Source organism: Pedobacter sp. MR2016-19 (assembly GCF_014947265.1).
Taxonomy (GTDB): Bacteria; Bacteroidota; Bacteroidia; order Sphingobacteriales; family Sphingobacteriaceae; genus Pedobacter.
On record NZ_JADCNK010000002.1, the window covers coordinates 263,153 to 275,522 of the forward strand.

Genomic DNA, 12,370 nt, shown 5'->3' on the forward strand with positions numbered 1-12,370 from the left:
CCTGCTATCGTCTGTTATTTCTTATATTACAAACATTAGCTTCCTTTCTTCCAAAATTCCCACCAGTTCTTCTCCTCATCATAATAGCCACTTTTTCCGTAGCCGGTATAGTTCGAATAATAGTATGTTCCGGTATTGCCATGAGCATAGTTAGTGGTATAAATGTTTCCATGTAACTTCTCATCACCAAATGAATTCAGGATAATCGCAATGTTGTTAAGTCCATACTCTTTTGATAAACGATCAGGAATAGTTGCAGCCCTGAATTTGGAAACACCTGAACGGATTATAAAGAGGTTGATATCAGCTTTTCTAATGAGCGGTATTGAATCTGAAACCAGGCCTACAGGAGCAGTATCAATGATAATATACTCATAACTTTCCCTAAGTTTTTCGATCAATATTTCCATCGATTTGTGATGAAGTAATTCTGAAGGATTTGGAGGCACCGGACCAGAAGTAATATAGTCAATATTATGCTTTTCATCTGTAAAGATAATATCAGTTAAAGCAGCCTGTTTTGACAAGTAATTACTTAAACCAATACGGTTGTCAGAGCCAAAAGCATGATGGAGTTTGGATTTTCGCAAATCTGCTGCAATCAAAATCACCTTTTTGTCTATAATGGATAAGGTTCCTGCGAGATTTAAACTTACGAACGATTTTCCTTCTCCGGAAACTTCAGAAGTGATACAGATTACCTTGGTATCCTGGTCGCTGGCCATAAAACTCAGGTTAGTTCGCACAGATCTGACCGATTCGGCGAATATAGATTTTGGGCGCTCTATTGATAAAACACTTTCACCAGGTCTAACTTTTTTGGGATATTTTAAAATTACGCCAATAATTGGGGTTGTCGTCAATCCTTCAATTGTTTCAATATCGTACAAATAGGGATTTAATATTCTAACCAATAGAATTAAACCAATGCCCGAAAACAAACCCATAAATAAATAAGAAGAATAAATTTTCTTAGGCACTGGCGAAATCGGGAAAAAAGAAGGCTGTGCTACACTGATAATTGTTGCGCCTGAAATTACGGCTGCTGAACTGATCTGTGCAGAGAGTTTTCGCTCAAACAACATTGAAAACATACGCTGATTAATATCAAAATTGCTCTGCAATTTCGCAAAGTCATTTTGTTTAGCGGGGATACTGCCCAGTGCCTGGTTAGCCTGGCCAATTTGCCCATTAATGTAACTAATGGTTTTTTGATTACGTTCGTGTAATAAGCGAATATTGGTTACAATGGCTTGTTTTACTTCGTTAATCTGCTTGTTAATATCCAGGATGGGCTGAGCATCGGCGTTAAAGCTCTGTAACTTATTTTCTCTGTTAATGATAAGTCCGTTAAGTTGCGCAATCAAACCAGTTAAGAGCGTATTATTGGTGCCTTCCAAATTAAGGTTAAGCTGTATCCGATCCTTGTTGTTTTTTACCTGGTGTTCTAATTGTTGGATAGCAAGCTCTTGCAGTTGTAATTCGGCAATCTGGTTTTCCAGGTTGCTTAGTTTCGAATTTCCCTGTTGCCTTTCGCTACTGGGGTCGATGAGTTTATTGCTACTTTGAAAACTAGAAAGTTTATTGCCCGATTTACTCACTTGTGCATCTAAAAATGCAATCTGGCTATCCAGATAATCTATAGTTTGTTTGGCTGATCTTTTTTTAAGTGTTGCATCATTTTTTACATATTGTTTGATGATCTCATTCAATACATTGGCTGAAAATACAGGATTACTATCGGTATGGGTAACCCCCATGATATTGGTGTTTTTTTCCTGTTCGAATACATTTAATCCTCCTGCAGCCCTACCGTACAAATCTCTGATTCCGTTGAATTTAAAACTGTACTTGCCTGTTGATGGTATTTCTGTTTTAATCGTGAATACCATATTGCCCATGCTAATTGCTTGACCATAACGATATTTTTTCAAATTTTTATTATTATCATCGCTGCTTGATAGTTCGAAGGTCCGGTTGTCAATGGGTTTAACGTTATAGGTAGCCCTGCTGAAGTTTACAGAATCCTGTGTTAAAATATCAACCTGAAAAGGTTGTTTCGGATAAAGTTCAGTAAATCGTACCCTTCCTTCTAAATAATAGCTTATTTTATAATCCAGGTTCTTTAAAGCGTTTAAAATCACATCTTCCGAGCGCATAATGATGCCTTCAGTTTGAATCTGATTCTGAGCCTGATTAAAAGTCCGGTAGTTTAACGGAGAGCCAGGTAGCGAAGCCATTTGTTCCTGTTGATCACTATCTAATTTTAGGGAAGCCGAAGTAATATAAATGGGGGTAATGCTGCGCACATAAAGCCAGGCCAGTACAAAACTGATTAATACGGTTCCGGCAACCCAATACCACCTGCTTAAAAAAATCAACAGAATTTTCCAATAGTTGATGGTTTGGCTGGCTAACTTTCTAGCTTCTTTTGGTGTAGTGTTATCCATTATCGGGTTAGGGTAAAGATTAATACAGCCAGGTTGACTACAACCAGAAACGGCTGTACAATATTATTTACACTAGTCAGCTTTTCGCTTAATGCCGAACTTTTGGTTTGTTGGAGTACAATAATATCATTATTCTGAAGAATTAGTTTTTTGCTGGCCAAGCTGTTAATATCATTTAAGTTTACATAGATAATTTCGGGGTGGCTTCTGTCGCCACGAATAATTTTAAGCGTTTTAGGATCAGCCGTTTTATTAATGCCCCCTGCTTCACCAATAATGTCAATGAGTGTCGTGTTTTCCCGCTCCAGTAAAAAATTACCTTGTTTGCTGAATTCGCCCAATAAGGTTACCTTTAAGTTTACTATACTTAATTCGATAATGGGGTCACGAAGAAGTTGTTTTGCATATAAACCCTGAATTTTGATGGCAGCATCTCTTCTGCTTAGGCCTAATACGTCTACTTTTCCAATCGCCGGCAAGTTAACTTTACCATCAATATCTACCGGATAGGAAAGTATATTATTTATTGAGCCGCCAGCTATATTCTGATTACCGTTTAAACCATTGTTTGAAGATTGAGATGCCCCAAATTCTTTATTCTGTACATTTCTGATGGCCAATTGATCATTTACTTTTATTTTATAGTACGCATCGCTAATGCCCGGGTCGTTTACCACGTAAACTTGTTTAATGGTATCCGTAACGATATCACTTGGGGCATTGAATAGACTATGCTCTTTTCTGGATGCACAACTGGCAAGCGTAATGCAGAAAAATAAAACGTAAAGAAATTTCAAAATTGCTTTTGTCTGGATCATCATCTTAAATCGGATATTGGATGGAAGCTCAAGGCTAACATGCGAAAATATGGTTAAAAATCATTAAAAAAAAGTTAACATAGAAGCGGAGCACTTTTAAAATAGTTGTCTTTAAGATTTGAAAGTGGCGGAGAAATAACCGTTTATCTTTTTAATCTGTTAAGTTCTACATCAAAAAAACATCTTTAGGTCGTTTGATTTCTTGACTTTAATCAATTTTAAAATATTATTGGTGGAATAGATATTGATTCATCATTGTCCTGGTGTTCAGAAATTTGGTGTCAGGATCTATTGAAATTTAGTTTTTAAATACATTTATTGGAAGAGAATACATCGGGGCTAACCCCGGATTACTCAGAAAAGGGCGGGTATACTCCATTGATCCCGTTGTGTTTTCAATCCTTGCCTGCACAACAAAAGCATTCCTCAAGTGGGGTAATCTATCTTTATAATGATAAAAAATATCCAATTTACACTGTCCAATCTTGTTGATGTAGTGGCCTGGTTTATCCAATTTATAGAGGTAAAAAGTTGTTGAATAATATTTTGTTATTGATAAAAATCAAGGTTCTTTTTAGCCTGAAATTAATCTTTTAAAGCCATTTTATCGCTCTATGTAGAATAGGGCTATCTTTTTTAATTTTTCAGTTTTTTTAAAAGGAATACAATTGTCATATCAATCTGTTTAGTGCTGTTATTCATTTTGTTCAATACTCGATTAAGCTTATTTTTGTCGTTTTAATAATACGAATTGTTTGTTTTATGAAAAACATTTACACCCTTATTTTTTTAGTTAATCCCTTATAAGTTGAAACATAATTTTTACATCCCGTTCTTACTTTTTTTAATCATTTCATTAAAAACTTTTGCATCAGATCCAGGTCGCAACTATGGTTGTGTAATTCAAGGCTCACCAGCCAGATTGTATTTCTCTTATAGTAAAGATGGTAATCCGTATAATTGGGGACCAAACAATAAAACCAGTGATGGGTTGTATCATATTTATAATAACAATTCCAGTAATTATGAAATATACAATGATACCGAGGCTAATGGATATCATTGTGGCGTTATTAATAGCAAATTTGGTGAATATAATCAGGTTGGAGAAGTTTGTTTTGTTTCCAGTGGTGGAAGTTATCTACAAGGTGACTTAGCAACTTACAGTGTGAACAATTCTGCATATTGCGGCACCAATTCATTGCCTATCGATAATTATGCTGTTATCCTATTGCTATTAATGGGGGTTGGGGGCTTCTTTTACATCAGGGAGTATGGAGTTGGTTTTTTTGATCTTACTTCTGAAGTAAAGTAATACGTTAAAGCATTATTGGGTAGCTGCAATATTAAATTATCTTAGAAATTAAAATATTTATAATGTAGTAAAGCACAGTGCTTTACTACATCTCCTTAGCGATAATAGCCTTCGGGTTATTGAACAAAACGAACGGCGTTTTTAGTTTAGAACCATAGTAACTTCGTGTATCACCATTAAAATGATGCATGAGAGGCTTTTGTTTTTTCGTAATATTTTTCGTAATTTCTTTTGATATTTATGCCCAGGGTTCAGCAACAGGTTGCTTAGTGCCTTATTATAACAGGGTTTATACTTCTAATTCGCTTGAAGTATTAGGCTCTTCTCAATTATATAATAATTCTCCTTCAACACCTTTATCTGCTAACTATTGTAGTTGGACTCCAAGCAGTACAGGATCTTCTTGTGTTATTTGCGACGGAACTTTAGGCGTGGATGCATTAGGTGTCAAGATATGTTTGTTAGGTTCATTCAGGTATGGTTCACAAGGTACATTTACAATGGTACAATGCGATCTGGACAGCCACTTCTGGATTGTAAGCGCAATGGCAGGCCTATTTGGTATGGTATTCATCAAAAGAAGAAATAGACTATAAATCATCTTTGCTCCGGGTAGATAGGAAACCATTCGGCAGATGTAAAGCTATTTTTTATCTTTACTCAGTTTTTACTTTTAAGAAAGCCGAAGAATCCTGATTTGGTCACAATGAAAATATCGCTCATCACAGTTGTTTATAATGGAGAAACCTTTTTGCAGGAGTGTTTTAATTCAGTAATGGCACAAACCTATTCTGATATAGAATATATAGTGATTGATGGCGGATCGACAGACAGTACACTGGATATTATTCAGGAAAACCATTCTGCCATTGACTATTTTATTTCAGAAAAAGATAATGGCTTATATGATGCAATCAATAAAGGGATTCAGCGCGCAACCGGAGAGGTAATCGGGATTTTAAATGCCGATGACCTGTTTGCCAGTCCTGATGTACTGGCATCAGTAGCCAAAACCTTTACCAGCCTGCCGAAAATAGATGGACTTTATGGTGACCTTAATTACATCCATTCTGTAACGCATAAAGTGATCAGGACCTGGAAATCATACCAAAATACATTTGAAGATATTAAAAAAGGATGGATGCCCGCACACCCCACGCTATATTTGAAAAGGTCGTTGTTTGAAAAAAATGGATATTATGCTTTGAATTTAGGCACTGCTGCCGATTACGAATTAATATTACGTTACTTTTATACTCATAAAATTGAGGCAGCTTATTTGCCAGTTTTAATGGTTAATATGCGCACAGGTGGCGTAAGCAATCAATCTTTAATGAGCAGGATCTCTGCCTTTGCGAATGATTATAAAGCCCTGAAAAGAAATCGCGTACCATATCCGCATTTTGTAGTGATCAGGAAAAAACTGAGTAAACTCAATCAATTTTAATCTTTTATATAGCTGGATTGTAAACGTTGAATAGTTATTCTAAAACTTAATTTATTTCATAAAAATCAATATAAATGACGAGAGAACTTAATCGTAATAAATCCTACATCTCATTTGATTTATATCATGTTAAACAATTGTAAAAGCCAGTTTTTTAAGCGTACATTGCTTATATTTGTATTACCAAGTTATCCCGCTTTGTTTGAAGATATACTGAATAGCAACACAAATTATTTCTACATAGCCATATTTATTCTGGCCTTTTCCATCGTAATCATTAGTATTCCGAGTGTGATTTATACCTCTTTAAAGTATGGCCTTTTTGATAAGAACGACCTTTACCGTAAAAATCATAAACGTAATATTTCACGTTTAGGTGGCTTGGCTATTATAGGGAGCTTTACAGTGAGTATTTTGCTTTTTTCTGCCATTATTAATTTTAAAGAGGCCAATTTTTTAATTGCATCGTGTATTGTGCTATCGGCACTGGGCTTAAAAGACGATGTTCATGGCACCAATACCAGTACAAAATTTATTTTGCAGATTGTGGTCGCCTTTATCCTTGTGTTTTTTGGAGCTTTACGTCTAACAAGTTTGTACGGTGTGCTGGGGATAGGCGATATGGCACCTCTATGGGGAAGCCTTTTTTCCATCGCGCTCATTATTTTCCTGAACAATGCATTCAACTTAATAGATGGCATAGATGGACTGGCAGGTGGAATAGGCATTTTAACAAGCGTGGTTTTTGGTATTTTGTTTTCTTCAATGGAACAGGTACCTTATGCATTTATCGCCTTTGCGTTGGCGGGTGCCATAGCAGGCTTTTTAAAGTACAACTGGTTTCCTGCAAAAATATTTATGGGCGATACAGGGGCCTTGATTATTGGACTCATTTCTGCAGCATTGGCCATTAAGTTTATCGAACTAAATAAGTTTACAGGGGATAATAAACCGGCTTTTTATTCAGCCCCGGCAATAGCTGTTGCCATCCTGATTGTGCCAATATTTGATTCTTTAAGGGTATTTACAGTACGGATATTAAAAGGTCATTCTCCCTTTAAGGGCGATCGTAACCACATCCACCACCGTTTGGAAAATATGGGGATAAGAACAAACTGGATTGTAATTTCTGCACTTGGCCTTAACATATTTGTACTTGCTGCTACCCTTGTACTGCAGAACCTTGGAAATTTTGTTTTAATCCTGATCATTATTGGTATCTGTATTGTATTTAATAGTATGCTAACATTAAGTCTCTTCCTTAAGAAGAATAAATAAATGCTATTTTAACCATTTTGAATTCTTAATTTTTGCCTCTCAATAGGTAATTTAAACAGCTATACTGCATTTTCACCATCTTATATAATCAGGTCTTTGCTTTGATAAATAAACACTAATTTTGCGCTCTAATTTTTATATCATGAGGCTGGCAATAAATGGTTTTGGTAGAATAGGAAGAACATTTTTACGCCTGGCACTGGCTGAAGGCTTTGAAGTGGTGGCCATTAACGATCTTGCAGATGCAAAAACAATGGCGCATTTGTTTAAGTATGATAGTGTTCATGGTGTTTTTGCAGGCAACGTTTCGGCAAAGCCTGATGCACTTGTAATTGATAACCTTTTGATTCCGGTTTTTACCATTGCATCAGCTGATAAGCTGCCATGGTCTGCATTGCGCGTTGATCTGGTTATTGATTGTACAGGCAGAAACCTCACTAAATCATCAGCCGAAAAACATATTGCATCAGGTGCAAAACAAGTATTAATTTCCGCTCCGGCAGCCGATGATATTCCAATGGTGGTATTGGGGGTAAACGATGATCATATTGATTTAACAAGTACTGTACTATCAAATGCGAGTTGTACAACCAATAATATTGCTCCCATGATTAAAATTTTAAACGATAACTGGGGCGTTGAAGAAGGTTATATTACTACTATCCATTCCATGACGGGCGATCAGAATTTGCATGATGCAAACCATAAGGATCTGCGTAGGGCAAGGGCAGCCTCATCTTCCATCATCCCAACTACAACTGGTGCAGCAAAAGCCATTACACATATTTTTCCCGAATTGGATGGGCGTTTGGGTGGTGCAGGAATCAGGGTTCCGGTTTTAAACGGATCTTTAACCGATTTTACCTGTCTGTTAAAAAAGAAAACAACCATCGAAGAAATTAATTCAGCTTTCAAATACGCTGCCGAAAATGAATTGAAAGGTATTATTGAGTACACTGAAGATCCGATTGTGTCGATCGATATTATTGATAATCCACATTCGTGTATATTCGATTCGCTGTTAACCTCAATTGTTGGCGATCTCGTTAAGGTTGTTGGCTGGTACGATAATGAATACGGTTACAGCAGCCGTTTAATCGATGTGGTCAGAAAAATCGATGCCTTATCTACGAAATAAGCTTTCGTTTCTGCGTTGATTTTAATGCCCAATAAACCAATACAGGTTGAAAAAACAGACGTAAAAAACGTTTACTATCCGTATTAAGTCCAAAGGCGCTGCGTTTATGGGTGTACTGTGAAATATTCCCGGGGAATACGCCAACAAATAATCCTGCGGCAATTTTGCCTATTAAAGCTTCGTGTTTTTTCGGAGCAAGCACTAATGCGGTACCCAATGCAATTTCAACAAAACCAGAATAAACAACAGTATCGTCTTTTTTCAAAGGCACCCAATCGGGCACTTGTGCCTGGAAAGGTTTGCGCGCAAACGTCAAATGACCGATTCCGGCAGTAATTAAACCTGCGCCAAGTAATATTCTGGCTGCTGTCTTGATGTTTTCTTCTTTCACTTTTTCTGCTTTAAATTCACTATCCTATATCATCAACAAGTAAATGGAAGGTCTGTTTGATAATATGTACATTTTACCCTTGTTTTAAATGATAACCGTTTGATCAGATCGGTTCTATATCCAAAATGTTAGCACTTTATGGCTATTATTATTATCGGGTTTCAATTGCTTTATTAACTTTGCAAACGTTTGCGGTACATCCTATAGCAACGTCTTTAGGTATAAGCTGATGATAATAATATGGTCAAATTTATTCTTCCGGAAGAAGTTCTACCTTTAAGAAGCCTGGTTTTACGCAATAGCAAGCCATTCGAAGCATGTGTTTTTGAAGGTGACCTGGCTTACGATACCTTTCACCTGGGTTTTTTAAAAGATGGTGAAATAAAATCTATTGCCACATTTATGCGTAACGATTTTTTCCCGGAAGAAGGGGAGGGTTACCAGCTCCGTGGTATGGCTACACATCCCGATGCCAGCGGGCAAGGTTATGGTGCTGCACTCGTTACTTTTGCCATCGATTACCTGAAAGAATACAATACCGATTATTTATGGTGCAACGCCCGCTCAACAGCAGCAGCTTTTTATAAAAAAATCGGTTTCACTACTGAGTCGCCGGAATTTGATATCCCAGGCATCGGTTTCCATTACGAAATGAAATTAAACTTAAATCAAAAATAATTAACATGAACACCATTGACCAGTTTGACTTTAAAGATAAAAAAGCATTAATCAGGGTAGATTTTAACGTGCCTTTAGATGATGAATTTAAAATTACAGACGATAAAAGAATCAGGGCTGCATTACCAACCATCAGCAAAATTTTAAAAGATGGCGGTGCAGTTATTTTAATGTCGCACTTAGGTCGCCCAAAAGACGGCCCTACGGATAAATACTCTTTAAAACACATCTTATCTGATTTATCTGCTCTTGTTGGTGTAGAAGTTAAGTTTGCTGACGATTGTATTGGCGAAAGTGCAGTTAAACAGGCTGCTGATTTAAAATCAGGAGAAGTTTTATTATTAGAAAACCTTCGTTTTTACAAAGAAGAAGAAAAAGGTGATGTAGCCTTTGCAGAGAAATTATCAAAATTAGGCGACGTTTATGTAAATGATGCCTTTGGTACTGCTCACCGTGCGCATGCCTCAACTTCAATTATTGCCCAGTTTTTCCCGGATGCAAAATACTTCGGTTATTTAATGGCATCGGAAGTGGAAAATGCAGAGAAAATTCTGAACCACGCAGAAAGACCTTTTACAGCAATTATGGGCGGCGCTAAAGTATCAGATAAAATTCTTTTGATTGAGAAATTATTAGATAAGGTAGATAACCTGATTATTGGTGGCGGTATGGCTTACACTTTTGCCAAAGCACAAGGTGGAGAAATTGGTACCTCCTTATTGGAAGCTGATAAACAAGAACTTTCTTTAGAACTGATTGAAAAAGCGAAAGCAAAAGGTGTAAACCTGATTTTACCTGTGGATACGGTAATTGCAGATAAATTTGCAAATGATGCTGATAAAAAAGATGTAACCTCGGGGCAAATTCCTGCAGACTGGATGGGATTAGATATCGGCCCGAAATCAGTTGAATTATTCCAGGAAGTAATCAAAAACTCTAAAACTTTATTATGGAATGGTCCGATGGGTGTTTTCGAAATGGAAAGCTTTCAGGTAGGCACTAAAGCTGTAGCAGAAGCAGTTGTGGCGGCTACTAAAAATAATGGCGCATTCTCATTAATTGGTGGTGGCGATTCGGCTGCAGCGATTGCCAAATTCGGTATGGAAGATGAAGTAAGTTATGTTTCTACCGGTGGTGGTGCTTTACTAGAATATATGGAAGGTAAAGAATTGCCGGGGGTTAAAGCCATTAATGGATAAACGATAAATTTTCATATTGAAAAGGCCTTGCAGGATTAATTCTGCAAGGCCTTTTGTTAATTATTACAAAAGTTTAGAAATTACTTGCAGTGCCTGTATCCCACCATAAGCGTGAGGCGATGTCGTCTTTACCCGAGCTTAAAAATGTTGAAGCCTCTGCAACAGCTGAAGCATTTCCAGTTCTTTCTGCAGGTACAAATACCAGTCGCTTTATCCATTGATCGGCTGTTATAATTCCCCAATCTGGGTTACTGTCATTTTTTGCAACATGTGGAATTTTAGGATAACCTGTTCTTCTAAAATCAACCCAGGCCTCTAATGTATTGGTAAAAGTGGCCAGGTATTTTTGTGTAATAATTTTTTCCAGTTTCAATTCATTCGAATCGCCTTCATTCCAGGCTACAGTAATGGTAGAAAGTGCGGTGAAATTATTTCTGCTATCTTTTGGGTCGATATAGTTTATTGGTTTGCTTGTAGCATCAATCAGGTAGGCATCTACACCTGCTGCTCCCCAATCGGCAAAGGAGAGGCGTACTCCATTTTCATAGTTGGTTTTGGCATCGCCAGAACCTGCCCAACCCCTTAATGCTGCTTCGGCTTTTAAAAAGGCAATTTCCGATGCGGTGAAGCCTCTCCGTTTTTGGACTGATTTGAAATCCGTACTCACGGTAGAATAAGGAACTCTATCATCTTTGGCATTTATAAATGCTCCGCTGCGGATACCTTTATACTTATATGAAGGGTGATCAGTAACCAATGATGCATCGCTCACTTCATTAAAATATTTAGCCACGCGGCCATCTTTTAAACCAACCATAAATGATTCCATTGTTGCACCCATGCGCGTATCGTTCCAATCAAAACTAATCATAGAAACCGGCATAACATTGCCATTTAAAGGCAAAAGAAAATTTTCGGCATTGGTGCTAATCAATCCAGCTGCATCGGCTAAAGCTTTCTCACCCTGTGTTTTGGCAATTGTAGGACTAACCTTAACCAAACGCATGGCCAATCGCAAACGTACTGAATTAAGCAATTTTAACCATAAAGTGATGTCGCCTTTATAACTAGGGTCAAATTTGGTAAAGCCAGTGTAAGTGGTGTTTGCTTTCAAGTTGGTTTCAATCTGATCTAACTGGGTAAACATATTATTATATAAATCAGACTCTTTGTCGTATTTAATTGCACCCAAACCTGAAGTTCCATAGTTAGCATAAATTACCGGGCCATGTATAGCTGTTAGTTTAGATATCGCCAATATCCTAACCAGTTTAGCCCAATCGCCAAATAAGGGTAATTTTTTTTCAACAGCAAGCTCAATAACCTGTTTTGATGGAGACATTACGCTACCATATATCCGGTTCCAATAGGCATCAATCCAGCGCAGGTAATAGGTTGTATTATTTACATTCCCAACATAAGGAGTTGGTGTACCCATATAACCCATCCAGTTATCATAGCATAAATCTTCTTCAATTTGATGACCCATCAGGTTAAATAACATTACTGAAAAAGAAGAACCCACTAAATTGAAATCCTGCTCTAATAACTTATCTGTGATCTGATTGGGATTTGTATTGATCTCTTCGAAATTCTTAGTGCAGGAGTTGAATAAAATCAAGGCAAGCACCATTAAACATAATTTTTTCATTACTT

11 protein-coding genes are annotated in these 12,370 nt (G+C 37.0%); 7 read left to right on the forward strand and 4 right to left on the reverse strand.

The window, feature by feature from the left end; genetic code table 11:
- Nucleotides 1–35 precede the first annotated feature (35 nt).
- Nucleotides 36–2,450, reverse strand: a complete 2,415-nt coding sequence (locus IM793_RS03470; protein WP_193419760.1) for a tyrosine-protein kinase family protein — start codon at nt 2,448–2,450, stop codon at nt 36–38.
- Nucleotides 2,450–3,271 carry a polysaccharide biosynthesis/export family protein gene (locus IM793_RS03475; protein ID WP_193419761.1) on the reverse strand — a complete coding sequence of 274 codons (822 nt, stop codon included), beginning with the start codon at nt 3,269–3,271 and terminating at the stop codon, nt 2,450–2,452. The genes IM793_RS03470 and IM793_RS03475 overlap by 1 nt, the downstream gene beginning before the upstream one ends.
- Nucleotides 3,272–4,076: 805 nt before the next feature.
- Here IM793_RS03475 and IM793_RS03480 point away from each other — a divergent pair.
- From IM793_RS03480 to gap, 5 genes are all read left to right on the forward strand, one after another.
- A complete protein-coding gene (locus IM793_RS03480; protein WP_193419762.1) occupies nt 4,077–4,583 on the forward strand; it encodes a hypothetical protein in 507 nt (168 codons plus the stop codon).
- A 188-nt stretch (nt 4,584–4,771) separates the two neighbouring features.
- Nucleotides 4,772–5,179, forward strand: coding sequence for a hypothetical protein (locus IM793_RS03485; protein WP_193419763.1), 408 nt, complete (start codon nt 4,772–4,774; stop codon nt 5,177–5,179).
- A gap of 110 nt (nt 5,180–5,289) precedes the next feature.
- Nucleotides 5,290–6,030 carry a glycosyltransferase family 2 protein gene (locus IM793_RS03490; RefSeq protein ID WP_193419764.1) on the forward strand — a complete coding sequence of 247 codons (741 nt, stop codon included), beginning with the start codon at nt 5,290–5,292 and terminating at the stop codon, nt 6,028–6,030.
- A gap of 126 nt (nt 6,031–6,156) precedes the next feature.
- The gene (locus IM793_RS03495; RefSeq protein WP_193419765.1) at nt 6,157–7,308 is read left to right on the forward strand and encodes an MraY family glycosyltransferase; all 1,152 of its coding nucleotides are present in this window, start codon (nt 6,157–6,159) and stop codon (nt 7,306–7,308) included.
- 142 nt (nt 7,309–7,450) lie between these two features.
- Nucleotides 7,451–8,446 carry a type I glyceraldehyde-3-phosphate dehydrogenase gene (gap, locus tag IM793_RS03500; RefSeq protein ID WP_193419766.1) on the forward strand — a complete coding sequence of 332 codons (996 nt, stop codon included), beginning with the start codon at nt 7,451–7,453 and terminating at the stop codon, nt 8,444–8,446.
- Here gap and IM793_RS03505 read toward each other — a convergent pair.
- Nucleotides 8,436–8,837 (reverse strand): hypothetical protein, encoded by a 402-nt coding sequence (locus IM793_RS03505; RefSeq protein WP_132395155.1) that lies wholly within the window; start codon nt 8,835–8,837, stop codon nt 8,436–8,438. The two genes, gap and IM793_RS03505, sit on opposite strands and share 11 nt — an antisense overlap.
- A gap of 240 nt (nt 8,838–9,077) precedes the next feature.
- Between IM793_RS03505 and IM793_RS03510 the strand changes: the two genes are divergently transcribed.
- Both IM793_RS03510 and pgk read left to right on the forward strand, forming a co-directional pair.
- The gene (locus tag IM793_RS03510) at nt 9,078–9,515 is read left to right on the forward strand and encodes a GNAT family N-acetyltransferase (RefSeq protein WP_132395154.1); all 438 of its coding nucleotides are present in this window, start codon (nt 9,078–9,080) and stop codon (nt 9,513–9,515) included.
- 5 nt (nt 9,516–9,520) lie between these two features.
- The gene (gene pgk, locus IM793_RS03515; protein ID WP_193419767.1) at nt 9,521–10,714 is read left to right on the forward strand and encodes a phosphoglycerate kinase; all 1,194 of its coding nucleotides are present in this window, start codon (nt 9,521–9,523) and stop codon (nt 10,712–10,714) included.
- A gap of 73 nt (nt 10,715–10,787) precedes the next feature.
- Here pgk and IM793_RS03520 read toward each other — a convergent pair whose 3' ends face one another.
- The gene (locus IM793_RS03520) at nt 10,788–12,365 is read right to left on the reverse strand and encodes a SusD/RagB family nutrient-binding outer membrane lipoprotein (protein ID WP_193419768.1); all 1,578 of its coding nucleotides are present in this window, start codon (nt 12,363–12,365) and stop codon (nt 10,788–10,790) included.
- Nucleotides 12,366–12,370: the final 5 nt, after the last annotated feature.